At 64.1% G+C, this 25659-nt stretch carries 23 protein-coding genes and 2 tRNA genes; 11 read left to right on the plus strand and 14 right to left on the minus strand.

Going from position 1 to position 25659, the window contains the following annotated elements; genetic code table 11:
• Window positions 1-38: 38 nt before the first annotated feature.
• The 4 genes from AC1DSD_RS10850 to AC1DSD_RS10865 form a co-directional block, all read right to left on the minus strand.
• On the minus strand, window positions 39-3170 hold the full coding sequence (locus tag AC1DSD_RS10850) for a TonB-dependent receptor domain-containing protein (RefSeq protein ID WP_478030038.1): 3132 nt from the start codon (window positions 3168-3170) through the stop codon (window positions 39-41).
• A 287-nt stretch (window positions 3171-3457) separates the two neighbouring features.
• Window positions 3458-4183 (minus strand): TadE/TadG family type IV pilus assembly protein, encoded by a 726-nt coding sequence (locus tag AC1DSD_RS10855; RefSeq protein ID WP_478030039.1) that lies wholly within the window; start codon window positions 4181-4183, stop codon window positions 3458-3460.
• Window positions 4180-4722 carry a TadE/TadG family type IV pilus assembly protein gene (locus tag AC1DSD_RS10860; RefSeq protein WP_478030040.1) on the minus strand — a complete coding sequence of 181 codons (543 nt, stop codon included), beginning with the start codon at window positions 4720-4722 and terminating at the stop codon, window positions 4180-4182. Before AC1DSD_RS10860 ends, AC1DSD_RS10855 begins: the two co-directional genes overlap by 4 nt.
• Before the next feature lie 47 nt (window positions 4723-4769).
• Window positions 4770-6746: a TadE/TadG family type IV pilus assembly protein gene (locus AC1DSD_RS10865; RefSeq protein WP_478030041.1), complete on the minus strand. Its 1977-nt coding sequence runs from the start codon at window positions 6744-6746 to the stop codon at window positions 4770-4772.
• Window positions 6747-6800: 54 nt separating this feature from the next.
• On the opposite strand from AC1DSD_RS10865, the gene AC1DSD_RS10870 reads away from it, so the two are divergent.
• Both AC1DSD_RS10870 and AC1DSD_RS10875 read left to right on the plus strand, forming a co-directional pair.
• A complete protein-coding gene (locus AC1DSD_RS10870) occupies window positions 6801-7439 on the plus strand; it encodes a squalene/phytoene synthase family protein (RefSeq protein ID WP_478030463.1) in 639 nt (212 codons plus the stop codon).
• Window positions 7440-7512: 73 nt separating this feature from the next.
• A complete protein-coding gene (locus tag AC1DSD_RS10875) occupies window positions 7513-8013 on the plus strand; it encodes an EF-hand domain-containing protein (protein ID WP_478030042.1) in 501 nt (166 codons plus the stop codon).
• A 191-nt stretch (window positions 8014-8204) separates the two neighbouring features.
• Here the strand turns inward: AC1DSD_RS10875 and trmFO are convergent, their stop codons facing one another.
• Entirely contained in the window at window positions 8205-9521 is a 1317-nt protein-coding gene (gene trmFO / locus AC1DSD_RS10880; protein WP_478030043.1) for a methylenetetrahydrofolate--tRNA-(uracil(54)-C(5))-methyltransferase (FADH(2)-oxidizing) TrmFO, read from the minus strand.
• A gap of 30 nt (window positions 9522-9551) precedes the next feature.
• Here trmFO and AC1DSD_RS10885 point away from each other — a divergent pair, with 30 nt between their 5' ends.
• Together AC1DSD_RS10885 and AC1DSD_RS10890 are read left to right on the plus strand one after the other, a co-directional pair.
• Window positions 9552-10304, plus strand: coding sequence for a lysoplasmalogenase family protein (locus tag AC1DSD_RS10885; protein WP_478030044.1), 753 nt, complete (start codon window positions 9552-9554; stop codon window positions 10302-10304).
• A complete protein-coding gene (locus AC1DSD_RS10890; RefSeq protein ID WP_478030045.1) occupies window positions 10279-10710 on the plus strand; it encodes a DUF488 domain-containing protein in 432 nt (143 codons plus the stop codon). The genes AC1DSD_RS10885 and AC1DSD_RS10890 overlap by 26 nt, the downstream gene beginning before the upstream one ends.
• 7 nt (window positions 10711-10717) lie before the next feature.
• Here the strand turns inward: AC1DSD_RS10890 and AC1DSD_RS10895 are convergent, their stop codons facing one another.
• Both AC1DSD_RS10895 and gyrA read right to left on the minus strand, forming a co-directional pair.
• Window positions 10718-11068, minus strand: a complete 351-nt coding sequence (locus AC1DSD_RS10895) for a DUF952 domain-containing protein (protein ID WP_478030046.1) — start codon at window positions 11066-11068, stop codon at window positions 10718-10720.
• Window positions 11065-13836: a DNA gyrase subunit A gene (gene gyrA / locus AC1DSD_RS10900; protein ID WP_478030047.1), complete on the minus strand. Its 2772-nt coding sequence runs from the start codon at window positions 13834-13836 to the stop codon at window positions 11065-11067. The genes AC1DSD_RS10895 and gyrA overlap by 4 nt, the downstream gene beginning before the upstream one ends.
• Window positions 13837-14136: 300 nt before the next feature.
• Here gyrA and AC1DSD_RS10905 point away from each other — a divergent pair, with 300 nt between their 5' ends.
• Window positions 14137-15414, plus strand: a complete 1278-nt coding sequence (locus tag AC1DSD_RS10905) for a hypothetical protein (protein ID WP_478030048.1) — start codon at window positions 14137-14139, stop codon at window positions 15412-15414.
• Between the two features lie 50 nt (window positions 15415-15464).
• Here the strand turns inward: AC1DSD_RS10905 and AC1DSD_RS10910 are convergent, their stop codons facing one another.
• Window positions 15465-15932, minus strand: coding sequence for an Lrp/AsnC family transcriptional regulator (locus AC1DSD_RS10910; protein ID WP_066810938.1), 468 nt, complete (start codon window positions 15930-15932; stop codon window positions 15465-15467).
• Window positions 15933-16106: 174 nt separating this feature from the next.
• Here AC1DSD_RS10910 and AC1DSD_RS10915 point away from each other — a divergent pair, with 174 nt between their 5' ends.
• Together AC1DSD_RS10915 and AC1DSD_RS10920 are read left to right on the plus strand one after the other, a co-directional pair.
• Complete coding sequence (locus AC1DSD_RS10915; RefSeq protein ID WP_478030049.1) at window positions 16107-17798, plus strand: sensor histidine kinase; 1692 nt, start codon at window positions 16107-16109, stop codon at window positions 17796-17798.
• A gap of 1 nt (window position 17799) precedes the next feature.
• Window positions 17800-18816: a polysaccharide deacetylase family protein gene (locus AC1DSD_RS10920; RefSeq protein ID WP_478030050.1), complete on the plus strand. Its 1017-nt coding sequence runs from the start codon at window positions 17800-17802 to the stop codon at window positions 18814-18816.
• Here the strand turns inward: AC1DSD_RS10920 and AC1DSD_RS10925 are convergent.
• From AC1DSD_RS10925 to AC1DSD_RS10940, 4 genes are all read right to left on the minus strand, one after another.
• Window positions 18795-18871: transfer RNA gene (locus AC1DSD_RS10925), tRNA-Ile, on the minus strand. The genes AC1DSD_RS10920 and AC1DSD_RS10925 overlap by 22 nt on opposite strands.
• 259 nt (window positions 18872-19130) lie before the next feature.
• A tRNA-Pro gene (locus AC1DSD_RS10930) sits at window positions 19131-19207 on the minus strand.
• A 162-nt stretch (window positions 19208-19369) separates the two neighbouring features.
• Window positions 19370-19630 (minus strand): hypothetical protein, encoded by a 261-nt coding sequence (locus AC1DSD_RS10935; RefSeq protein ID WP_478030051.1) that lies wholly within the window; start codon window positions 19628-19630, stop codon window positions 19370-19372.
• Window positions 19631-19782: 152 nt separating this feature from the next.
• On the minus strand, window positions 19783-21195 hold the full coding sequence (locus AC1DSD_RS10940) for a M20/M25/M40 family metallo-hydrolase (RefSeq protein WP_478030052.1): 1413 nt from the start codon (window positions 21193-21195) through the stop codon (window positions 19783-19785).
• 180 nt (window positions 21196-21375) lie between these two features.
• Here AC1DSD_RS10940 and ettA point away from each other — a divergent pair, with 180 nt between their 5' ends.
• Window positions 21376-23055: an energy-dependent translational throttle protein EttA gene (ettA, locus tag AC1DSD_RS10945; RefSeq protein WP_478030053.1), complete on the plus strand. Its 1680-nt coding sequence runs from the start codon at window positions 21376-21378 to the stop codon at window positions 23053-23055.
• A gap of 71 nt (window positions 23056-23126) precedes the next feature.
• Here the strand turns inward: ettA and AC1DSD_RS10950 are convergent, their stop codons facing one another.
• On the minus strand, window positions 23127-23405 hold the full coding sequence (locus AC1DSD_RS10950; RefSeq protein ID WP_245656946.1) for an acylphosphatase: 279 nt from the start codon (window positions 23403-23405) through the stop codon (window positions 23127-23129).
• Between the two features lie 194 nt (window positions 23406-23599).
• Between AC1DSD_RS10950 and AC1DSD_RS10955 the strand changes: the two genes are divergently transcribed.
• Genes AC1DSD_RS10955 through AC1DSD_RS10965 form a run of 3 tightly spaced genes read left to right on the plus strand, consistent with a single transcriptional unit; the run spans window position 23600 to window position 25217 of the window.
• Complete coding sequence (locus AC1DSD_RS10955; protein WP_478030054.1) at window positions 23600-24289, plus strand: DUF3108 domain-containing protein; 690 nt, start codon at window positions 23600-23602, stop codon at window positions 24287-24289.
• A 53-nt stretch (window positions 24290-24342) separates the two neighbouring features.
• Entirely contained in the window at window positions 24343-24867 is a 525-nt protein-coding gene (def, locus tag AC1DSD_RS10960) for a peptide deformylase (RefSeq protein WP_478030055.1), read from the plus strand.
• On the plus strand, window positions 24864-25217 hold the full coding sequence (locus AC1DSD_RS10965; RefSeq protein ID WP_478030056.1) for a GFA family protein: 354 nt from the start codon (window positions 24864-24866) through the stop codon (window positions 25215-25217). Before def ends, AC1DSD_RS10965 begins: the two co-directional genes overlap by 4 nt.
• A gap of 3 nt (window positions 25218-25220) precedes the next feature.
• Here the strand turns inward: AC1DSD_RS10965 and AC1DSD_RS10970 are convergent, their stop codons facing one another.
• Window positions 25221-25658 carry a hypothetical protein gene (locus AC1DSD_RS10970; RefSeq protein ID WP_478030057.1) on the minus strand — a complete coding sequence of 146 codons (438 nt, stop codon included), beginning with the start codon at window positions 25656-25658 and terminating at the stop codon, window positions 25221-25223.
• Between the last annotated feature and the right edge of the window lies 1 nt (window position 25659).

Below are 25659 nucleotides of genomic sequence, written 5' to 3' on the forward strand. Positions count from 1 at the left end.
AAAGTCCCGGCCCCTCCACTATTCGATAGAAGCGATGATCAGAACTTGGCGATGACGCCGGCGTAGAAGAAGCGACCGACATTGTCATAAATCGCGCTGCCGAAACCGGCGCCCGTCGTTCCGAGCGGCGGCTGCGTATTCAACAGGTTATCGACGCCGATATAGAAATTGTATTTCTTGGTGACGTCTACCTGAAGGCGCACGTTATGATAGTATTGAGCCGGGTAGTATGTGATATTCGAATAATCCGTCTCTTGCGGCGCTTGCCCATTGACGCTGTGCAGGGCATCCCAGGGCGCGACCGTCATCTTGCCGACATAGCGCAGCTTGTAGCCCAGCGTGACCGGCCCCTTGTTGACGTCCAGATTCCAGCTGAACTCGTCGAACGGGAAGCCCAACGTACCCAATTGCTGCGTTCTGAACGTGGGATCAGTCGCGTCCAGATAAGTGTCGTTCCGGAAATTGTGGGTATAGATCAACCGGGTCGACACACCTGCGATATTGGCGAACTGATGCTGGTAGTTCAGCTCGACGTCGATGCCACGCACACGCAGCTTCGCGTAGTTCAGCGGTATGACGTGGAGGCTGTTCTCCAGGATCTGACCAGGCTCTTCGCCGGCCGGTCCAGTAGTACCCGGCGCGCCGTTGTAGCGCTGGAACAGACCGCAATATTGGTTGTTGATGCTCGACTGCGAATAGCAAGCGTCGAGCACGGCCTGGGCGTCCAGGGTGGCGATCGAATTGTTGACGTTGATGTCGAACCAGTCGACCGTCAACGACAAGCCAGGCACCCAATGCGGGGTGATGACGGTACCGATCGTGTACGAGTCGGAGGTCTCGACCTTCAGGTTGACGTTACCGCCAGACTGATAGCCCAGCGAGTTGATATACTGGTGGTTGAACGTCGCGGGAATCCCTGCCGCGGCGCAGTTGGTTGCGATCTGCGTACCCGGATTAGCCGCATAATTGGCGCACGGATCGGTGACCAGTTCATAGTTCTGACCGAACGGTGTGTAGAGATCGACCAGAGTCGGCGCCCGCACCGCGCGCGAGTAATTGGCGCGCAGACGGATGTCGCGGGTCGGCGCCCATTCGAGATTGCCGTTATAGGCCCAGACCGAACCGGCATCGCCCTTGTAATCGGCGAACCGGACCGCGCCGCTCAGCGTCAGTTCGTGGAAGAACGGCTTGTCCTTGATGATCGGCAGGCGGAGCTCGCCGAATATTTCCTTCACCTCGAACGCCGGCGCGCTGAAATCCGGGATCGCGTTATAGAAGGTCAGGCCAGCCTTGGTGAAATCATCCTCATGGTATGACGCGGTTTCCCGCCGATATTCCGCACCGATCGCGATCCCGATTGGGCCGCCCGGCAGGTTGAGGAAATTGCGGGTGTCGCCGCTCAGGAAGGCATTGGCGACGAACTGGGTGATGCGGCCGTTGGCGACCGAGTTTTGCAACAGATAGTTGCGTGCCGCGTCGCTGACATTGCCGACGCCGAACAGATTGACCGGCTGGCACGCCGCGACATCGGCGGCCAGCTGGCTGGCGGCAAAGCCCGGATTGGCGGCATTTTCATAAGCGATGCGCGCCGCCGGATCGACCGTCGCGCGGCAGACGATATTGCCGTTCGCGACACCGGTCGTGTACTTGCCCTGGTCGACGGGATCGATCGCCAGCAGGAAGCGCTGCAGATTGACGTTGCCGAGTATCTCGTTCTTCTCGTCGAACTGGCCGTAATTGCCCGAGAGCTCGTAGGACCAGCCGTCACCCAGTTCGCCGCGGATACCTGCGACGATGCGATAGGTTTCGCGCCGCAGCCTTTCCTGGCGGTTGGTCAGGCTGGTGGCATTCTCGTCGAAATAGAAGGGCTGGTGAGCGTCGTTGGCCACGCCATAGTAGTTCGTCAGGAAGCCGCGAGCCTGCGAACTGAGGTAGGGATTGTCGGTGTAGAAAACCTCGCGCGGGGAGCCTGTCACGCCGCCGTTGAAGAAGAACGGACCGCTGGCGCTGCCGAGAACGTCGGTCCGGACATATTTGGCTTCGATGAACGGCACGAACGCCGGCGAGATTTCGAAATGGCCGATCAGATTGGCGCTGTAGCGATCCTGGTTCGGCATCAGGCCGAGCTGTGTTCCGTCGCGGAAATTGTCGCCGTTACCGCCGATGAAGCTGCCGTACGGCGCGATTCCGACACGTTGACCGGTGACCGGGCTCAGCGAGCCATCGGGTTGGAAGCCGTAGGAACAATAATAGCCACCGCAATTGTTCCCGAGAAATAGACCGCCATTTGAATAGGTCGCGCTACGAATGTTGTTGTAGAAGATGCGATTGGGTTTTCCGTCATTGACGACGTTATCGACCGTAACGAAGCCGCTGGAAATGCTGTAGTTATTACGGTCGCTAGCGTAGAAAGCTCCCTGATGCGCATATTCAAGATCGACCGCGATGTTGCCGCGCCCACCGGCGAAGTTCTTGCCGGCCAATAGGCTCGCGAAATAGGACGGCGCATCGCCATATTGGCTGGTGCCGCCCTGCGAACGGAATTGAAGGCCATCGTAATGGTCCTTCAACACGAAGTTCACGACGCCGGCGACCGCGTCGGAACCATAGACCGCCGAGTCGCCGCCGGTGACGACGTCGACGCGTTCGATGAGATCGGCGGGAATCGTGTTGATGTCAGGTGACGAGGCTTCGTTCAGGATGTCGCCGGCGACGTGGCGGCGACCGTTTACGAGGACCAGCGTACGCTGCGTGCCGAGGCCGCGAAGGTCGAGCAGGCTCAACCCTGACGTGCCGAGGAAGCGAGTCGAGTTCGATTGGCTGAACGTGCTGGTCAGCGCCGGCAGTTCGTTGAGCACGTCGCCAACAGAGGTCGTACCCGTCTTGAAGAACTCTTCGCCCGAAATGCTGGTAACCGGAACCGGCGAATCCAGATTGGGCCGTCGAATGCGCGAGCCCGTAACGACGATCTCGCCCGATTGATCGGGAGCCGTCGAACCCGTCGCGGTCGGAGGGCACGGCGCTTCCGGCGTCGGCGTGCTGCCGTCCGGGCATGCTTTTTGACCATCTGTAGCCGCCGTCTGCGCGGAAGCCTGACCGGCATACAGCAAACCAAACGCGAAGACGGCGGAGGTGAGTGCCGTCGACGCGCGAAGACCATTGATGCGCATATAAGCCCCTTTTTGCCCTTTATGACAGGCGTCTTGCCACAAAAAATATGGGATTCAAGAGTAGGGGGAGTTGAGTGTCATCAAAGTGACGAACTGTTTCAAATTGGCCACACTAATCATGCGCGTTACAATTTACGACAGACTGATACAATTTGCGACAGACTGATACAATTTGTTACAATTTGAGATAGAACCTCTGATGATCTACAAAAGTGCGTAACGTTACGTTTAAGTAACGGTAAGAATCTGCCATCTATTCTTACGGATATTGCTCATCAACTGAGTGATCAGGTGGTATATTTGTCGCAGGTCATCCGCGTCGCGCCCGTCCCCGGATTGAAAATCTGGCTGAAGTCGCGCCGGTCGCGGACGATGAACGACGCGACATAATGGATGCGCGCCGGGCTGGTCAGCCAGTTGCCGAACAATGGCTTGGTCAGGTAGTTGACTTCGACGAACATCACGCCCGATCCGCCCGGCGCATCGACCTGGGCGCTGGCGTCGCCCATGCCGGTGGAGGTGGTCCCAGCATTGGTCAGGGTGGCGGTGGTGCCCGCGGCCGTGGTGGTCGTGCCGTAGGTCGAATCGTAGCCGGTGCCGCTCTTGGCGCCCAGACATCGTTGCCAGTGGATGCGCTGGACGGCAGCGGTGTCGTAACTCTGCTGGACGTTTTCCAGGCTCGACAGGATGATGCGGCCATTGGTCGTCAGATTGATGCCATTGCCCTGATAGCGGGCGGCGGCGAAGATGTCGTTGACGTCGACCTCGCGCAGCTGCTGCGAGGTAAGCCCGCTATAGGTGCCGACGCGCGACGCATTGTCCGCCAGCGCCAGCGCGATCTGGCTGATGCGCAGGTTGATCAGCGCCAGATTGGCAGTCTCGAGGCCGTAGCAACCGACGCCGAGGACCAGTGGCATCGCCATGGCGAATTCGATCATCGCGACGCCGCTGCGGTCGCGCATCAGGCGGCGATACAGACGGTGGGCGACGGCGCGCGGACGGGCAAGGATCATGTGCACACCGTGACGTTGGCGGTGGTAGTCTGGGTTGCGTAGGGTTGGTTCTTGAGCAACGTAGTCGCGCTCACCGTCTGGGTAGTCGGCCAGCCGAACAAGCCTGCGACCGGGAACAAGCGGGGATAGGTCGCGGTCATGGTATAGACCGTCACCGCGCTGGCGCCGCCCTGTCCGGCCGCGCCGGGATCCTGGTCCCACGTTCCGTTGCCGTTTTCGTCGGTGAAGCATTCCCCTGGATCGCGGACGCCGTTGCCATTAGTGTCGGTGAACGGCTCGGGCGCTACCTCGGAGAAGCTGTCATAGCTCTTGCGCGTCGAGGAGAACGTCGCGCCGGGCGCGATCTTCTTGACCATCGTCTGCACCTTGGCGTCGATCGTCGAGGTGCTGGCCGCGCCTCCTTCGATGCCCGAATCGCGCGCCGCCTTCTGCAACTCGCCATTCAGGATCGACTGGGTGTAGACCTGATAGAGCATGTCGCCCAAGCCCATCAGTATGAGCAGCATGAGGGGCGTCAGCAGTGCGAATTCGACGAGCACGGCGCCGCGCCGATCGTCCCGCAGACCTGGGATGAACCGCGCGCGCATCAGTGCGTCAGCCGGAGCATGGCGAGATGTTGGGCGATGTTCGCGAAGGCGGCGGACAGACCGGTGCCGCTGGTCGTCGCGAGCGCTTGCGCAGAGGTCGTGGCACAGCTCTGCATCTGGCTCGTCGCGCTGGGCTGGATCGACACCGTCCAGACGTCGATGTTCCGCGCCTTCGCCGCCGAGCAGGCGGCCAAAAACCGCGCATTGTGATAGGCAGTGATGTTGCTGTAGTCGCCGCCGGTTACGCGCTTGTCGAAATACTCGACGCCGTACATGCTGTAAGTGTCCGTGGTCGGCGCCATGAAACCGTCGGTCAGCAGGACGATGACACGGTTGGGCGGCAAGGCGCCGGGACCGGATCCCCAGGGCGCGGTATCCGCCTTGAACAGGCCGGTCGGCGAGATCATCCGCACGCCCCAGATCATGCCGGTATCGTGATAGGTGCCGCCGATTGGCTTGAAATCGGCCGCGTAGAGGTAATTGTAGACGTCGGTACGCTGCCAGGTCGTCAGTCGCCGAACCGGCTTGCCGCACGACAGATAGCCCCATTTGATCATCTGCGCGCTGCCGTAGTTCGGCGCGTTGTTGCTGTCGTCACCGTTGCTGGTGCCGTTGCCGGTGCCGCCATAGTTGTTACGGCCATATTCGACGTCACCCCATTGCGGCGCCCAGCGCGTAGCGTCGCTGTTAGGCACGAAATCGGGGTCGATATCCTTGGGCAGGCTGGCGGTATTGAATACTGTCTGGCCCGCCGAGGTCGAATCGATCCGTTCCTCGAGACAACCCGCCCATTTTGTGGTCGACGAGTCGACCTTGGTCGGGTCGTCGATCGTGTTGCCCGCGACATACTGGCTAACGTCCCACGGGTAGCGCGAATAGGTATATTGTGGGCCCAGCGTCTTGGTCGTGACCACGCATCTCAAGGTGCCGGAGTTCCACGCATAGCTGACCTGCGTTGCCGTTCCGGAGGTCGTATAGGTCAGCGCCGTTGCCGGCGATCGTGTCGTCGTCTGGGCGTTGCACGTCGCCTGGTTCATCGAGTTGTTCGCGGTCGCCGTGCTGATCGTGTAATCGTTCGTGACCTTGCGAGACTGATAATTGTAGTTCGTCGCCGCGCCGCTGCCACCGAGGACATAGGTCGGATCGAGCGACATCACGGCCTTGCCCGAATTGACCGCCGACGTGTAGGTCACGAAGCCATAACGGACGTGGGTCGACGGGTCGGCATTCGCCGCGAAGGTATCGTAGAAGCTCAGCACGGCCTGGCGCAGTGCCTCGATGCGCGAACCGCTCTTCTCCGGCACGGAGTAACCGGTCGATCCCGAATAGCCCGCGGTTGAATAGGTCGTGTCGGTCGGCCGGGTGTACGTGCTATTGCCGGCCGAGCCGACATAGCTGTTGCAGGTAGAGTCGCTGTCGCTTGGCGCACAGGCCATCGAGCCGGTCGTGTCGAGCACGAACAGCACGTCGGTATCGGCCACGTCGTAGCGCGCCGTGCAGGTGACCTGGACGGTGGTGTCGGGCGCCGCGAACATCTTCATCACGGTCATCGGGACGACGGCGCTCGCGGTAGCGGAGACCTGACTGTCGCTGGTCTTGGTGGGGACGAATGTGACCGTATTGGTCTTCATCCAGCCCGGGGTGAAATTGTTGTTGAAAAAGGTCGTCGCCTGGGTCGCCGCATTGCTGTCGAGAGTCGTCCCTGACGACTGGATCATGAACTTGCGCCCGGCGAGCACACCGGCGTCGCAGGCCTGTTGCAGACGGACCTTGACGACGTAAAGTCGCGCCATGTCGACACCCGAACCAGCCAAAGCCGCGAGGGGGATGAGCGCGATCGCCATCATAGCGAGCGTGTTACCACGCACATCGCGGCGTAACCGTCCCAGGAAGGTGCGCGCGTCCCCCCGCTTTGCGCCGAATGGTCCGAACATCTGCCCCGATCTGCCCGATATGATCCTACGAACATGCCTCATGCATCTAGAAGGGCTAACCGGCTCTCAATCGGTATGGTTAATGTTACGGTGACGATGGTTACCGATCCCTGGCTTGACCTCGCGCTGAGCTACGCTCCGGGCAGGTCGCGCGGGGCGCTGGACGCGCTGTTCGCGCTCGATGCTGCACTGGGCAATGTGTTGCGCACGACCCGCGAGCCGTTGGTCGGGCAGATGCGGCTCGCCTGGTGGCGCGAGGCGTTGCAGGGGCTCGACGCGTCCGACGCGCCCGCCGAACCCGTGTTGCAGTCCCTGACTGGCGTGGTCCTGCCGCTGGGGATTACCGGGCGCGCGCTCAGTGAGATGGTGGAGGCATGGGAGCCTTTGCTCGGCGATATCCGTACTCAGTCGATCGACGATCACGCGCGCCTGCGCGGCCGCGCGCTGTTCACGATAGCCGGGATGGCGGTCGGCGCGGCCCCGGAAGACCCGGTTGGAGACGCGGGCGAGGGTTGGGCGCTGGCCGATCTTGCCGCCAATCTCAGCGACGCGGCGCTGGCGAGCCAGGCGCGAGAGCGTGCCGCAACCATATTCACTCAAGCCCGCAGGTCGCGTTGGAGCAGGAACGGGCGGGCGCTGGGTGCGCTGGCGCTGATCGCGGACCGGCGGTTGGGCGGACCGATCCCGCGGACCTTCGTCCTTCGGCTCGCGCGATTCCGGCTGACTGGCAGATAGCACCATGATGGAGGGATTCGGTTTTCTCCGTCTTTCGTGCGCGCTAGCGTGAGGTCAAAAGGAGGATCGAGCGATGTGGCGATATCTTGCGGGGGCGGCGGCCGGCATCTTGTTGGTAGTGGCGGGAATGACGTTGCAGGCGATGCGATCGCCGCCCGCGACGACGCTTGCCGCCATGCCGGTCGCTGCGGCTGAAACCGCGACGCCGGACGGGCAGACGACCAGCCCCGCCGTGCCCGAGGCATTGCCGGCCACGCGCGAGCAGAAGCGGTTCGATCGCTACGACAAGGATCGCAACGGTTCGGTCACCCGCGACGAATATCTGATGGCGCGGCGCAAGGCTTTCTCCAAGCTCGACGTCGATAACAACGGTACCTTGTCGTTCGACGAATGGGCGGTGAAAGCCGAAACCAAATTCGCGCTGGCCGACAAGGACAAGTCCGGCGCAATGAACGCGACCGAATTCGCCACGACGGCGGTCAAGCGCAAGTCCAAGCCGCGGCCCAATTGCCGGCCGGCGTCACTCGCTCCGGCTGCGGCTCCGGCGGAGGATAACCGCGAGGACGATACCTAAGGTGAGAACTCAAATAAGCCGTTGTCCTTGAAGGGATGCGTTTCCAAAACTCGTCATCCCAGCGAAAGCTGGGATCTCAAGCCGCATCGCGTCGCCGCGAGAGACCCCAGCTTTCGCTGGGGTGACGGGAGGGTGCGATGGGATGACGGGAGGATTTCGCTGGGGCGACGACAGGAATATGAGTCTCCAAGCTAAGCGGCTAGCCAGCCGGCGAGCGCAGTGCGGGCGCGTTCGGTGTACATCTTCTTGCGATCCGCCTTTTTCGTGCGGCCGGTAATGGGTGGGAACAGGCCGAAATTGACGTTCATCGGCTGATAGGTCTCGGCCTCGGCCGCGCCGGTGATGTGGTTGAGCAGCGCGCCCAGCGCGGTTTCGATCGGCGGCGGCGCGACGGCATTGCCGCTCAGTTCTGCCGCCGCGAAACGGCCCGCGAGCAAACCGATCGCCGCGCTTTCGACATAGCCTTCGCATCCCGTGATCTGACCGGCAAAGCGAATATTGGGCCGCGCCTTCAGCCGCAGTGTCGGATCGAGCAATTCGGGTGAGCGGATGAAAGTATTGCGATGAAGCCCGCCTAGCCGGGCGAACTCGGCATTCTCCAGCCCCGGAATAGTGCGGAACAGGCGTACTTGTTCGGCGTGTTTCAGCTTGGTCTGGAACCCGACGATGTTCCACAAGGTGCCGATGGCATTGTCCTGGCGCAGCTGGACCACGGCATAGGGCCAGCGCCCGGTGCGCGGGTCGTCGAGCCCGACGCCCTTCATCGGTCCGAAGCGCAGCGTCTCCGGCCCGCGCTCCGCCATCACCTCGATCGGCATGCAGCCCTCGAAATAGGGCGTATCCTTCTCCCATTCGCGGAATTCGGTCTTTTCGCCATCGACCAACGCCTGGACGAAAGCGTGATATTGATCCTTGTCGAGCGGGCAGTTGATATAGTCTTTCCCGTCACCCTTGTTCCAGCGCGACTGGAACCAGGCGGTCTCCATGTCGATACTGTCGCGATGCACGATCGGCGCAATCGCGTCGAAAAAGGCAAGCGCGTCGCTGCCGGTCGCCGCGCCGATACTGGCCGCGAGTCCGGGCGCGGTGAGGGGGCCCGTCGCGATGATCGCGAGACCATCGTCGGGAAGCGCGTCGACGCGTTCGCGAACGATCGTGATGTTGGGATGCGCCGCCAACCGTGCGGTGACACCGGCGGAAAAACCGTCGCGATCGACCGCCAGCGCCGACCCCGCAGGCACCTTGTGGCGGTCGCCTTCGCTCATGATGATCGAGCCCAAGGCACGCATCTCGGCATGGAGCAGGCCGACCGCGTTGTTCTCGGCATCGTCCGAGCGAAAGCTGTTCGAACAGACCAGTTCGGCCAGGCCGTCGGTGTGATGCGCCGGCGTCATGTCGCCGCTGCCGCGCATTTCGGAGAGTTTCACGCGCACGCCGGCTTCCGCGAGCTGCCACGCTGCCTCGGATCCGGCGAGGCCGCCGCCGATGATGTGGATGTCATGAGTCATGGGGGCCGGCGATAGCCGCGCCGCGAGCGGATGACAAAGCATGTTGCCGATATCGAATCGCGGGGCCATCACATCGCCATGACCGCGATCCCATTGAGACCCCGCGCGACGTGGCTGCTGATCCTGGCATTACTGGCCGGCGCCAGCTTCTGGTTCTGGCTCTTGTTCGTCTGGTTCGTCGGGCAGCACACCGTTCCGACGCTGCCCTGGATCGCGTGGAAAGGGGCAGGGGTCGGTCTGCTGACGATCTGGGCGGCGCTCAACGCTCGCGGACGCGACGGCTGGCTGGTCGCCGCGGTGCTGGCGCTGGGGACGCTGGGAGATGTGCTGCTCGAGCGCAGTCAGACCGGCGGCGCGCTGGCGTTTCTCGCAGGTCATCTGACCGCGACCGCGCTCTATCTGCTCCATCGCCGCAGCAGATCCTCGCCGAGCCAGATGATGCTGTCCGTACTGCTACTACTGAGCGTGCCGGTGATAGCTTTCCTGCTTCCCGCGGATCGCGCTGCCGCGCCTGGTATCGCGCTTTATGCCGCGGGGCTCGGCATGATGGCGGCAAGCGCGTGGATCAGTCGCTTTCCGCGCTATCGGGTCGGGCTCGGCGCGGTCATGTTCGTTGCCTCAGACCTGCTGATCTTTGCCAAGATGGGGCCCCTGGCCGGCTCGCTGATCCCCGTGTTCCTGATCTGGCCGCTCTATTTCGCCGGTCAGGCGCTGATCGCCTGGGGTGCCGTCACCACCTTGCTGCGTTGGAAAGACGATGAAGATCTTCACCATCGGTTATGAAGGCACGACGATGGACTCTTTCCTCGCCACTTTGCGCGAGGCGGGCGTCGAGCAAGTGATCGACGTCCGCGCACTGCCGCTATCCCGCCGCCCGGGGTTCTCGAAGAACATCCTGGCGGCGACGCTGAAGGACAGCGGGATCGGTTATGTCCACCTCAAGGCGCTCGGCACGCCCAAGCCGGGGCGGGACGCAGCGAAGAAGGGCGACTGGCGGACGATGGAACGCGTCTATGCCGGGCAGCTCCATTTGCCCGAGGCGCAGGCTCAGGCGGCGCAACTCCGCGGCCTCGCCGCTGAAAAGCCGTCGGCGCTGCTGTGCTTCGAGCATGACCCCAAACATTGTCACCGCACGATGCTGCTGCGCGAAGAAGGCGAAGGGTTCGAGGTCGTCGACCTGCTGCCCTGAATTGCCGTCAACCAGCGACGGGCAGCTTCACCGTCCCATCATCGTCCCGCTCGAGTTCGCCATAGGCGATCACGACGTCGAGCGGCATGGCGCCATAGATGTGCGGGAACAGCGCGCCACCGCGCGATTCTTCCCACCGAATGCTGTCGCCCAGCGCCGCGAGGTCGATCGCCGCGACCCACAGGTCCGATTGGCCGGTAAAATGCTTGTCCACCGTCTCGGTCAGCTGATCGCGGGTCGACAGGTGGATATAGCCATCGGCCAGGTCGATCGGCGCGCCCTCGAAAGCATCGGCTTCCAGGGCGCGCATCTGATCGGCGGTCAGCACCTTATAGGCAATGTCCGGACGCTCACTCATTCGCCGTCGGCCGGTCCCGCCGCGCTGTCATCGGCGGTATCGGCGCCGGGATCGGGCGCGACCTCGCGCTCTTCTCCCGCGGTCAGGTCCGCCTCGGCGTCGCCTTCGGTCTCCTCGATCCGCGCGGCGGAGACGACATGTTCGTTCTCGGCCACGTTGAACAAGCGGACGCCTGCCGAACCGCGGCCGATCACGCGCAAATCGCCAAGCGACATGCGGATCAGCTTGGCCTGGTCGGTGACCAGCATCAGCTGATGGCCCTTGGTTGCCGGGAAACTGGCGACGACCGGGCCGTTGCGGGCGATATTGTCGATATTGGTGATGCCCTGACCGCCACGGCCGGTGCGGCGATATTCATAGGCTGAGGACAATTTGCCATAGCCGTTGGCGCAGACGGTCAGGATGAACTGCTCCTTGGCCATCAGTTCTTCGTAACGGCTATCGTCCATCTCGCGCGGCTTGCGCGTGCCCTCGATGTCCTCACCCTTCCAGGGTGCGTGGCGCAGATAATCCTCGCGCTCGTCCTGGTCCCTGACTCCGACCTTATGCAGGATCGACAGCGAGATCACTTCGTCGCCATCGGCCAGGCGCATGCCGCGCACCCCGGTCGAATTGCGGCTCTGGAACTCGCGCACCTCATCGCCGGCGAAGCGGATCGCCTTGCCCTGGCGCGTGGCGAGCAGCACGTCGTCGCTCTCGTCGAGCAACGCGACGCCGATCAGCCGATCGTCCTCATCCTCGCCCTCGAACTTCATCGCGATCTTGCCGTTCGACGGCACGTTGGTGAACGCGTCCATCGAGTTGCGGCGCGCCGAGCCTTTGGCGGTGGCGAACATGACGTGGAGCTTGCCCCACTCGTTCTCGTCCTCGGGCAGCGGGAGCACGGTCGAGATCGTTTCGCCCTCGGCCAACGGCAGCAAGTTGATCATCGGTCGCCCGCGCGTATTCGCGCCGCCTTCGGGCAAGCGCCATACCTTCATCCGGTAGACGCGGCCAAGCGTCGAGAAGAACAGCACCGGCGTGTGCGTCGAGGTGACGAACAATTCGGTGACGACGTCTTCGTCCTTGGTCGCCATGCCGGCACGGCCCTTGCCGCCGCGCGCCTGAGAACGGAACGTGTCGAGGCTGGTGCGCTTGATATAACCCTGCATGGTCACGGTCACGACCATGTCCTCGCGCTCGATCAGGTCCTCGTCCTCGATACCGTCGGCGGCACCGGCGATCTCGGTCCGGCGCGGCGTGGCGAATTCGGCGCGCACCGCGGCCAGTTCCTCGCGCATCACTTCGTAGAGGCGCGCGCGATTGGCCAGGATTTCGAGCAATTCGGCGATCGAGGCGGCGAGTTCCTTGAGCTCGTCGCCGATCTCGTCGCGGCCGAGCGCGGTCAGGCGATGGAGGCGCAGGTCAAGGATCGCGCGGACCTGAAGGTCGGACAGGCGATAGCTGTCGCCGGTGACCTCGACATCGGTCGCCTCGACCAGCCGGATATAGCCGGCGATTTCGGCGATCGGCCATTCACGCATCAGCAGGGCGCGCCGCGCCTCGGTTGGGCTCGACGATCCGCGGATGATGCGGACGACTTCGTCGAGATTGGTGACCGCGATGACCAGGCCGAGCAACAAATGCGCGCGGTCGCGTGCCTTGGCGAGTTCGAACTTGGCGCGCCGCGTGATGACCTGTTCGCGGAACTGAATGAACGCCTGGATGAAGTCGCGGAGATTGAGCAGATCGGGGCGGCCGCCGCGGATCGCCAGCATATTGGCCGGGAACGATCCTTGCGCCGGCGTGTGGCGCCACAATTGGTTGAGCACGACTTCGGGAGTCGCGTCGCGCTTCAGATCGATGACGATCCGCACGCCTTCGCGGTTCGATTCGTCGCGAATGTCGCTGACGCCTTCGATCCGCTTGTCCTTGGCGGCCTCGGCGATCTTTTCGACGAGCGCGTTCTTGCCCTGTTGATAGGGGATTTCGGTGAGGACGATCGAGCGGCGATCGCCGCGCCCCTCTTCGAGCTCGTGCCGCGAGCGCAGGATGATCGAGCCACGTCCGGTCTCATAGGCCGACCGCGCCCCGGAGCGGCCGAGGATGATCGCGCCGGTCGGGAAATCCGGACCCGGCACATATTCCATCAGCTCTTCGGTCGTGATGGCGCCATTGTCCATATACGCGAAGCACGCGTCGATCACTTCGCCCAGATTGTGCGGCGGGATGTTGGTCGCCATGCCGACCGCGATGCCGCCGGCGCCATTGACCAGCAGATTGGGGAAGCGTGCCGGCAGAACCGACGGTTCGCTTTCCGATCCGTCGTAATTGGGAACGAAGTCGACCGTATCCTTGTCGAGATCTTCCATCAGGAAGCTCGCCGACTTGGCGAGGCGCGCTTCGGTGTAGCGCATCGCGGCGGCGGGATCGGGATCCATCGATCCGAAATTGCCCTGGCCGTCGATCAGCGGCAGCCGCATCGCCCAATCCTGGGTCATGCGCGCCAAGGCCTCGTAGATCGAGCTGTCGCCGTGCGGGTGATATTTACCGATCACGTCGCCGACGATGCGCGCCGATTTGCGATACGGGCGGTTGTAGAAGAATCCGCTTTCCTGGGCGGAGAACAGGATCCGGCGGTGCACCGGCTTCAGCCCGTCGCGCACATCGGGCAGCGCACGGGCGACGATCACGCTCATCGCATAATCGAGATACGACGACTTCATCTCATCGACGATGGAGATGGGGGTAATGTCCGAGGGGTCGGCGAGGACGGTCTCGTCGGTCAAGTTTTGGGGTCTTTCAGGTGATGTTGCTGTTCGATGACGACCCTAGCGGGTCATGCAACCGATGTCACGCGCGCGCGTACGCGCGAGAGGGCGCAATTTGGCGCGCGCGAGAGCGCAATTTGGCGCATGCGAGGCGCAATCCGGTGCCAACCCCTGCCCGAGTGGCAGCGCGGGTGCAATTCTCCATTCAATCCGCATTCAGCCGGTTTCGGCGATTTGCGCCGCTACGCGCCTTGAACCCCCGGCGCCCGCTGATTAGAGCGGTGGGGATAGGGTTCCCCCGCCCATGAGGAGAGATTGATGAAGAGCATTTCGACGGCCGCCTTCGCCGCGGCGATGGTCGCCGGCGCGACCGGGCTGGCCTTTGCGCCGCCCGCTTTTGCCAAGAAGAAGGAAGAGGCGCCGGCCGGCCCGCAATATACCCAGGCCGTCGCGGTCGCCGCGAACAAGGCGAAGACCGCCTTGCTCGCCAAGGATATGGCGACAGCGGAAGCCGCCGTTGGCGAAGCCGAGGCGGCGGCCAAGACCGACGACGACAAATATATCTCGACCTTCCTGCGCTATGCCCTGGTGTCGCAGAAGATCGCCGATTCCTCCGCCGGGACCAACGGCGCCTTCGATCCGGCACCGATGATCGCCCCGCTCGATGCGCTGATCGTCAATCCCAAGACGCCGCCGGACATGCTGCCCAAGTTCGAGTTCAGCCGCGCGACGATCGCTTACGACAACAAGGATTGGGCGCGCGCGAGCCGGTTGTTCCAACAGGCGCAGCAGCACGGGTCGACCGAAGCGAACCTGCCGCTCTATCTCGCCAAGTCCAAGGTCCAGGCCGGCGATGCCGCTGGCGGCATGGCCGACCTCGAAAAGGTGGCCGCGGCCGGCAAGCAGTCGGAGGACATCTACAAATACGGCATCGCGCAATCGGCCGCCGCCGGCCTCAAGCCACAGACCATCGTCTGGCTGAAGCGCTGGCTCGTCGCCTATCCGACGTCGAAGACCTGGCGCGATGCGCTCGGCTATTACGCGCTGACCCAGAATCCGGTCGCCAAGCTCGACAAGAAGCAGATGATCGACGTGTTCCGGCTGATGCGCCAGACCAAGTCGCTCGCCGATCAGAATTATTACGAGGAATATGCGCAAAAGGTGATGGACGTCGGCCTGCCCGACGAAACCAAGGCGGTGATCGCCGAGGGCAAGGCGGCGGGCAAAATCCCCGGCACCGGCAATTCCAACATCCAGGCGCTGGTCACCAGCTCGAACAGCCAGGTCGCGGCCGAGGGCTCTTTCGCCGGGCTCGAGACCAAGGCGGCGGCGTCGCCCAATGGCGCGCTGTCGTCGCAGACCGGCGACGCCTTCCTGGGCCGTGGCGACTATGTCAAGGCGATCGCGCTCTACAAGCAGGCGCTGGCCAAGGGCGGCGTCAACAATGACGAGGTCAACACGCATTTGGGCATCGCCCTGGCGCTGTCGGGCGACAAGGCCGGCGCCAAGGCGGCGTTCGCCGCGGTCACCATCGCGCCGCGCAGCGACATCGCCGGCTTCTGGTCGACCTGGATCGACAGCCCGCCGACCAGCTGAGTCGAGGCGATCGAAACGAGATAGGGGCGGCTGGCGACGGCCGCCCTCTTTCACTCAGCCCCGACCGGAATCCCCGGCTGGTTCTTCGACGTACGGATGGTCAGCGACGTCTTGACGCTCGCCACGTTGGGGGCGGGGGTCAGATGGGTCGTCAATATATCCTGGAACGCCTTCAAATCGCCGGCGACGATCTTCAGGATGAAGTCGATTTCGCCGTTGAGCATATGGCATTCGCGGACCTCGGGAATCGTCGCGATGTGCGATTCGAACGCGGTCAGGTCGCGCTCCGCCTGGCTTTTCAGGCTGACCATCGCGAACACGGTGATTGGATAGCCCAGGGTCGCGGGGTCGAGTTCGGCGTGATAGCCCTTGATCGCGCCCGCTTCCTCCAGCGCGCGGACGCGCCGCAGGCACGGGGGGGCGGTCAGGCCGACCCGGTCGGCCAGTTCGACATTGGTCATCCGTCCGTCGGCCTGTAGCAAAGACAATATCTGCCGATCGATCCGATCCAACGCCATCGCCGGTTCTCCAAGAATTTTATGCGAGTTAGCCCGATGGCCAACATAATATAATTGCTGGATTGCGCAATCGTCCCACTATGCGACGCGTCAAAATGAACCGTTTGAAGCGCGCCGCACTGCGGTTAAGAAATTCCTAAGGCGCGGCGGCTCCGCGCGATCAGAGGGCGATCATTGCGCTTCGACGACAGTCTCGACACCGTGCTCGGCGCTGATATGGCAACGTCGTTCGGCGCGCAATCGGCATGGCGTCAGCTGACCGATCTGATTGGCCGCCGTCGGGCGGCGCCCGACGCGAAGGCGATCGAGCAATTGCGGGCGATACGGTCGCGGGTCCCGACGCGGACCCGCGCGGCGAGCGCGCGCAGCCTCGCCTTCGCCAACCCACCGGCGGAACTCGTCCGACTGTTCGCGGAGGACGAGCCGTCGGTCGCGGCACCGGTGATCGCGGCGGCGCAGCTGACCGGCGAGGAATGGCGCGCAATGCTGCCCGATCTGCCGCCGACCTCGCGCTCGCTGCTGCGCCATCGTCGCGATCTGCCGGCTGAGACGGTGCGCGCGCTCGACAGTTTCGGGCGATCGGATTTCGCGCTGCCGCGGCCTGATAACGAGCCGGAGCCGATGATATCCGTGATCGAGGCGGTCGCGTCCGTTGCCAGCATCGTACCGGATCGGCCGATCGTCAGCGAGATGCCGCAACGTGCCGAAACGCCCGCCAGCACACGGGCCAATGACGCGAGCCCGGCGCCCGCGCCGAGGGGCCCGTTTCAGATCGCCGATCTGGTTGCCCGGATCGATGCCTATCAGCGCGACCATGGCGATCTGGGGCGCCCGCCGCGCGCGATCGCCAGCGATGGGCCGATCGATCATTTCTGCTTCGAGACCGACGCTACTGGGACGATCCGTTGGGTCGACGGCGCGCCACGCGAGCCGCTGATCGGCGTGCTGCTCGGCACCGGATCGGCGCAGGTCGATGGCGTGGTCAGCGGCGCGTTCCGCCGTCGCGCGTCGTTCGCGGATGCGCGCCTGGTGATTGCCGGTGCGTCGCCGGCCGCCGGGCAATGGCAATTGTCGGCGACGCCGGCGTTCGATCCGGCCACCGGCCGCTTCACCGGCTATCGCGGCGTGGCGCGGCGACCGCGCGCCGACCAGCGCGCCGAACCGATGCCCAAAACCGGTCCGTCGCCCGAGGCGCTGCGCGCCCTGGTCCACGAATTGCGCACGCCGACCAATGCGATTTCGGGCTTTGCCGAGATGATCGAGGCGCAGGTGCTCGGGCCGGCACCCGACGCCTATCGCGAACGCGCCGCTGCGATTCGCCATGATACGCATGACCTGATCGCCGCGATCGACGATGTCGACACCGCCGCCCGGATCGAACAGGACGCGCTGGTCCTGCGTCCCGGGGTGGTCGAGGTGGCGCCGCTGCTCGCGCGGGCCGCACGCGATCTCGAGCCGTTGATGCTGCTGCGGCAATCGGTGGTCGACATCGATGGCGGCGCGCCGGGTCTGGCCATCGCCGGCGACGAGGTCGCGGTCGCGCGTCTGATCAGTCGGTTGATGGCATTGGCTGTCGGCGCGAGCGGGATCGGCGAACGGATCGCGATCAGGGCGTGGTCGAAGGATGGCCAGGCGCGGATCGCCGTCGAGCGCCCGCGCGCTTTTGCCGCATGGCCGGGCGAAGCCGTGCTGTCGCTGGAGGGCGAAGACCAGGAAGGCACGTTGCTCGGCACCGCGTTCGGGCTCAGGCTGGCGCGCAACCTGGCCGGTGAACTCGGCGGCAGCCTCAAGATCGGCGAGCAGCGCTTGACATTGCGCCTGCCGGCGGCGTTGGATCACGGCGTGGGGCAGCTTTCTTCCAATTGACGTGACCGCAGCGTTCCGTCCGCAACCGCCGGCGGCCGGCGACCTCGTCGCGTGGCCGGACTCGTTCGGCACGCGCTTCGTCGTGTTCGTCGACACCGAAGAGGAATTCGACTGGAGCAAGCCGCTCGCGCGCGAGAACCGGTCGGTGTCGACCGTGGCGGCGCTCCCTGCGGCGCAGGCCCAGTTCGCGGCGGCCGGCGTGCCGCTCGCGCTGATGGTCGACCACCCGATCGCCACCGATCCGCGCGCGATCGACCTGATCGGGCCGTTGCTGACTGGCGGTACGGCGGTGGGGACGCAGCTTCATCCCTGGGTCAACCCGCCGTTCGACGAAGCGCTGACGCCGGGCAATAGCTTCGTCGGCAACCTGCCGCGCGCGCTCGAAGAGGCGAAGCTGGTGGCACTGACCGAAGCGATCACGACGGCCTTCGGAACGCGCCCGATGGCCTATCGCGCCGGGCGTTATGGGCTGGGGCCGGCAAGTTTCGATCTGCTGGCGGCGCATGGCTATCGCCTCGACAGTTCGATGCGGCCGGGTTTCGACTATGCGTCGGAAGGCGGTCCCGATTTCTCCGCGCTCGGCAACCATGCCTTTCGCGTCGGCGGGATCGTCGAACTGCCGCTGACCACGGTCTTCACCGGCGCCGCGCGCTCGGGCGGGATGCCGCTCTATCGGTCGGCAGGACGCATTCCGAAGGGGAGGGCGGTGCTGGCACGATCCGGGCTGCTTCAGCGCATCCCGCTGACTCCGGAGGGCATTCCGGTGCGTGAGGCATTGGAAGCGATTCGTGTCGCGATCGGCGAGGGCACTCGCGTCTTGAGCTTTGCTTTTCACTCGCCGTCGCTCGCTCCGGGCCACACGCCCTATGTGAAGGACGAGGCAGACCTGGTCGCCTTCTGGCATTGGTGGGACAAGGTGTTGGCCGAACTCGATCGGCTTGGCGCCAAAGCGGCAGGTCTGGACGATGTGATCGCAGCGGCGACGGCCGGCGGCGCTGGTGGGCCCGGCAGGACTTGAACCCGCAACCTAGCCGTTATGAGCGGCCAGCTCTAACCAGTTGAGCTACAGGCCCCACCCGTGAGGCGCACGACCCTAGCGGAGCTAGTGTCGAGACGCCGAACGCCGGCCGGCCTCGCGTTAGCGAGGACCGACGACGCGGGATTTACTCCCGCGTCGTCATTTAGCAAGCGACAGGAGCATCGCGCGGAAAAGTGGGCACCGGTTTTCCGCAGAAAGCGATGCGACCCCAGACAGCAAAATACTTCCCCCCCCGTTGCACTCGGGAGTTTTGCGGGCGGGCGTCCGCCGGACGCCCGCTGATTCCGCAAAACTGGTCGGGGAGACAGGATTCGAACCTGCGACCCTCTGCTCCCAAAGCAGACGCGCTACCAGGCTGCGCCACTCCCCGACGCGGGCGTCCTCTAGGCGGCATTGATGCAGGCGGCAACCCGGCTCGTTCACGTCGCGTTTGACCGCCGACGATCAGCCGGAGGGCACGCAAGAAGAAGGGGCAGCTCCCGGAGGAGCCGCCCCTCTATCGTGCCGACGGGCCAGGCCCGACGGTGCGAAGTTACTTCTTGGCCGGGGCCGCGGCGTTTGCCGCTTCGGCGCGGATCGAATCGGCCGCGTTGTTCAGGCTGTCGGACGCATTGCTGACAGCGGCAGCGGCCGTGTTGTTGGTGAGGTCGCTGGCCTGATCCGAGAGATTGTCGGCTTCGGCCGCCAGATTGTCCGCAACCGCGTCGGCATTCGCCGCAGCCGGGGTCTGCGATTTGCAGGCCGCCAAGGACACCAGGCTCGCGGCGGCGAGAACAATGGCGATCTTCTTCATCTGGGTGCTCCCAAAAAGGTTACCGTCGTTTCGCAGCCGGGCCGATCTGCCCTTCGCGAAGCGAGAGGAATAACGGCGACAATGTGGCGGTCAACGACCAAATTGCCCCAACTCCCGGTTTGCGCCGAGCCGCACTCGCCGCTGCGGGCGTTTCACTCGCTCGTATTGGGCGTTACCGGCCCGAATTCCTCGGGCGCGTTGGCGACGATCGACAGCATTGTCGTCCAGGCGGCAACGTTCTGGCGCAATTGTTCCGGGTCGATCTTGTCGAGCGTGTCCTCGGGCGTGTGGTGCCAGTCGAAATAGCGCTGACCCGATTGGGCGAGCGTCACCGCGGGAACGCCGGTCGCGAGCACCGGGCCGACATCGGTCCCGCCACCCGCGACATCCTTGCCGCGGACGATGCCAAGCGGCGCCAGGGCCGCCGCCAGCCGATCGCCGACCGCCTTGGCGCTGTCCGGCAGGTTGGTGTTGAACCGCCAGACATTGTCGGCGCCGAAATCGGATTCGCTCGCCATCGCGAATTTTTCGCCGGCATGCGCCTTGGCATAAGCCGCGCCACCGAACCCGCCGGGTTCCTCGGCGCCGAACCACACGACGCGGATGGTGCGGCGCGGGCGGGGACCGTCGAGCAGGCGCTTGGCCGCCGCGGCGGTGATCGCGATACCCGCGCCGTCGTCGATCGCGCCGGTGGCGAGATCCCAGCTGTCGAGATGGCCGCCGATCAGGATCGTGCCGGCCTTGGGGTCGCTACCCGGCACTTCGGCGACGACATTGCCCGATTCCGCGTCGGGCAGCATCTGCGGGGTGAGGACCAGCTTCATCGTCACCTTGTCCGTGCGTGCGAAGATGCGTTCGAGTTGCTCGGCGTCGGCGACCGATAGCGCGCCAGCCGGGATCGGCGTCACGCCGGGTGCCCAATTGGTCCCGCCGGTATGCGGCCAGCGGCCCTTGTCGCTGCCGATCGAGCGGATGACGGTTGCGACCGCGCCTTTCTTGGCGGCGATGTTCGGACCGATGAAGCGCGCGCCACCATAAGCGCCATAGCCGCTGCCGTCCTGCGTCGCCTTCATCTGGTTGGAGATGAACGCGATCTTGCCCTTCAGGCTGCCGTCGGGCGCAGCGACCAGGTCGCCGAGCGTCGGGAAATAGACGACCGGGGCGGTGATGCCCTCCGGCGGAGTCGCGCCCGAGCGCCCGAGCGCCGCGATGACCAACTTCTGCGGATAGGGACCGACAATCTCGGCCGTCTCCGCGCCGCGCACCCAGACCGGCATCTTGTAGGTTTCGACATGGACGTTCTGGAAACCGAGCTTCTTGAGCCGGATCACTGCCCAGGCTCGGGCGCGCGCTTCGGCTTCGGTCGCCGCCAGCCGCGGGCCGACTTCGGTGGTTAGATCCTCGACGATATCCCAGGCGACCTGATCCTTGAGTGCGGCGTCGCGCGCCTTGGCGACGGCGGGATCGACCTTGGCGGGCTCGGGCACCGCATTGCGTTGCGCGAGGCCGATCGAGGGGAAGGTAAGGGCAAGCGTGGCGACGGACAGCATCAGCGGGATGCGCATAGGTTCAGGTCTCCTGCGACGAACAGCGCCCATGACGCCGGACGGCGCTGGGAGGACCCGTTGCTTAGAGCCGATACGCTCCGCCGAGCAAGCCTAGCGGGGCTTTCCAATCGGCAACCCAATCGCTATCTGGCCGCTCTACTTTTCCGGCAATTTCAAAACACGGAGCAACGTGCCGCCATGGCCGCCCAATACGCATATGTCATGAAGGACATGACCAAGTCCTTCCCCGGCGCCCCGAAGCCGGTGCTGAGCAACATCAATCTGCAATTCTATCATGGCGCCAAGATCGGCATTGTCGGCCCCAACGGCGCTGGCAAGTCGACGCTGATGAAGATCATGGCCGGCATCGACCAGGACTTTTCGGGCGAGGCGTGGCCGGGCGAGAACATCACCGTCGGCTATCTCGCGCAGGAGCCCGAGCTCGACCCGAACAAGTCGGTACTCGAGAACGTCAAGGACGGCGCGCGCGCCACGGCCGACATGGTCGACCGCTTCAACGCGATCTCGGCCGAAATGGGCGATCCCAAGGACGACACCGATTTCGACGCGCTGATGGAAGAGATGGGCGATCTCCAGGGCAAGATCGACGCGGTCGACGGCTGGACCCTCGACAGCCAGCTCGAACTGGCGATGGAAGCCTTGCGCTGTCCGCCGTCGGACTCGCCGGTCACCAGCCTGTCGGGCGGTGAAAAGCGCCGCGTCGCACTGACCCGGCTGCTGATCCAGAAGCCGTCGATCCTGCTGCTCGACGAACCGACCAACCATCTCGATGCGGAAAGCGTCGAGTGGCTGGAAAACCACCTCAAGGAATATGCCGGCGCGGTGCTGATGATCACCCACGACCGCTATTTCCTCGACAATGTGGTCGGCTGGATCCTCGAGATCGATCGCGGCAAATACTTCCCCTACGAGGGCAATTATTCGACCTATCTCGAAAAGAAGTCGAAGCGGCTCTCACAGGAGGAGCGCGAGGAGTCCGGGCGCCAGAAGGCGATCAAGGACGAGCTGGAGTGGATCCGGCAGGGCGCCAAGGCGCGCCAGACCAAGTCCAAGGCGCGTATCGCCAAGTTCGAGCAACTGGTCGAAGCGCAGCAGAACCGCTCGCCCGGCAAGGCGCAGATCGTCATCCAGGTGCCCGAGCGGCTGGGCGGCAAAGTGATCGAGGTCGAGAATCTCTCGAAATCCTATGGCGACAAATTGCTGTTCGAGAACCTGTCGTTCACGCTGCCGGCCGGCGGCATCGTCGGTGTGATCGGGCCCAACGGCGCGGGCAAGTCGACCTTGTTCAAGCTCATCACCGGGGCGGAACAGCCCGACGCCGGCAAGATCGATATCGGCACTACCGTCCGCCTGGGCTATGTCGATCAGAGCCGCGATCACCTAGACGACAAGAAGAATGTCTGGGAGGAAATCTCCGACGGGCTCGATTCGATGAAGGTCAACGGCTTCGATCAGTCGACCCGGGCCTATGTCGGCGCGTTCAACTTCAAGGGCGCCGACCAGCAGAAGAATGTCGGCAAGCTGTCGGGTGGTGAGCGCAACCGCGTCAACATCGCCAAGATGCTCAAGCGTGGCGGCAACGTGCTGCTGCTCGACGAGCCGACCAACGACCTCGACGTCGAGACCTTGGGCGCGCTCGAGGAAGCGATCGAGAATTTCGCCGGCTGCGCCGTGGTCATCAGCCACGACCGCTTCTTCCTCGATCGCCTGGCGACGCATATCCTGGCATTCGAGGGCAACAGCCATGTCGAATGGTTCGAGGGGAACTTCGAATCGTACGAGGAAGACAAGCGACGCCGCCTGGGCGACGCCGCGGATCGTCCGACGGCGCTCGCGTACAAGAAGCTGACCCGCTGAACGATTGAAAAAGGCTCCGCCATCACGTGACGGCGGAGCCTTTTTTGCAGCCCGACGGGGGGATCAGGCCGCTATGCGGTGAACCGCTTGGTAAATCCTTTCACCGGCTGGCCCGCTTCGACATAGGCTTCGACATGGTCGACCCGCGCCAATGGCGGGCCGGCGCGGCATGCCTCGACCAGCGAGGCGACCGCATCCTCCTCCCCGGACGCCAATATCTCGACCGTGCCGTCGTTGCGGTTGCGCACCCAGCCGGTGACCCCCAAGGACTGCGCCTTGCGGATGGTAAAATCCCTGAAGCCGACCTGGTGCACTTTACCCGACACCACGACCCGCTGCATTATCCCCATAAACTACAACCCTTTTGACGCGACCGCGGGGTTGATCCCCACTAATCGCGCCGAGACTAGCACCGGGTGCACCGAACCGTAGCGGTTTGATCCGCAGCCCGGCGTATCAGCGGGGCGATCCGGCGACGACTGCCGCTAATTTGCGCCGAACCGAAAGAGGCAGCTAGGAACACAGGACGAAATCAGGAGGATTTGTGCCGATAATCCCAGCCTTGCTGAGCTGGGCGGTGGCCACGGAAGGCCCGCCGCCGATCGATGGCGCGCTGCTGCCGGTTGGTGATGCTTGCTACACGGTCGCTGCGCCAGAGCAGGGCAAGTCCGCGGGCAGTGTCCTGCGCCGCGTCGAGCGTCTCGACGACAAGCGGCTGATGATCATGGTCGCGTCGCGCTTCAACGGCGGCCCGCTGCTGACCAGCCGGGTCGAAGTGGCGTTCCCCAGCCTGCGGCCGATCCGCACGATCGAGGAGACCGATGGAGAGACGGACCTGTCGGTGCGCTACCGCGACGGCAAAGCGGGCGGGACTGCTATCGGCGGGGACGGGCGACGCCAAGCGACCACCGTTCCATTACCGGGGCCGGTTTGGGACGAGGAGACGCTCGAATTCGTTCTGACCACGCTACCGCTGGCCGAGGGCGCTCATTTCGAACTGCCCGTATTCCATTTCGGCCGCGGACCCGGCGTAGCGAGGATCGATGTCCGACGCTCCATTTCGGCAGAGGGATTCGGCGGCAGCCCAATAGCCGCTTGGGAAATCGAAGGCAGCACGCGATCGGATATGACGATCACCTTCCTGGTCGCGAAAGCCGATCGTCGGCTGCTCGCGGTCGAGGTGGGCGGCGTGCGGTCGGTCCTGGGTGGCGATTGTTCGGGGTTGACCCGGTGAGAAAGCTGGAACCGCGCTTGACGCGCCAGCGGCGCTTTCATAGCTGACGCAACATGACTGTTCTTACTATTCTCGAAGTACCCGATCCCGGCCTGCGCGCCGTTGCCGCACCCGTCAGCGAGGTCGACGCTTCGATCCGCGCCACGCTCGCCGACATGTTCGAGACGATGTACGCCGCGCGCGGCATTGGCCTTGCCGCAATCCAGGTCGGGATCGAGAAGCGCCTGGTCGTCATCGACCTGCAGGAGCCCGAGGAAGAAGACGGCGAGCCCGTGCGAAAGCCTGTGGCGTTCGTGAACCCCGAGCTGCTCTGGGTCAGCGAGGAGATGGCGGTCTATAACGAAGGCTGCCTGTCGATCCCCGAGCAATATGCCGAGGTCGCGCGCCCGGCTCGGTGCCGCGTGAAATGGCTCGACGGCGACGGCAAGCCGCATGAGGAAGAGATGGACGGCCTGATGGCGACGTGCATCCAGCACGAGATCGACCATTTGAACGGCGTGCTGTTCACCGACCATATCTCACGGCTCAAGCGCGACATGATCATGAAGAAGCTGGCCAAGGCGCGGAAGGCGGCTTGATCACCGTCGAAGGCGGCTGTCATTGCGGCCATGTCCGTTTCGAGTTGCGGCTCGAACGCCCTGAGGTCGAACTGCTCGATTGTGATTGCTCGATTTGCCGGATGACCGGCTATCTCCATCTAATCGTGCCCGATGCTCGCTTCCGCCAGACTGAAGGGCGTGGCGATGTCGTGCTTTATCGCTTCAGCTCGGGCCGGGCGCGGCACCTGTTCTGCCAGCATTGCGGAATCAAGAGCTTCTACCGCCCCCGCTCGCACCCCGATGCGATCAGCGTGAACTGGCGGTGTCTGGATGAGGATCATGGCCTGACCGCGACGATCGTACCGTTCGATGGGGTGTATCCGGTTTAGGGCTTACGCCCACTCGTCGCGTTTGGCTGCAGGCCGATGACGGCCGATCTCGCGTGCAGTCGCGTGCGGCAGGCGAGTCTCGAAATGCTTGGCGTAGACGCAGCAGCTATAGTCGCCAAGCCGGGCGCCGCGTCGGAGCCACTGCCGATACCGGAGCATATCCCCTCGATTGAAGTAGCTTATGGCGAGTGAGTGCGCTGCTCTGCCTGCTTCAGGGCCGCCGCGACGCCAAACGCGATAGTAGAGGTTGGCCGCTGTGAGGGGTTCAGCCATCGCATCGAGGTCGTCGGGATTGTTGCCTTCGGTATACCAATGGGCGAGCGCGATCATCGCCCCGTCGTGTCTGCGCAAGGCGAGGCGCTGCATGATTGGAACCCAGAAGCCACGTGCGCGGCCATCCTGGATATCGAGCGCGCGGAGATAGAGACGCTCATCGTCCATC

This window comes from Sphingomonas sp. P4_D12, from assembly GCF_056401895.1.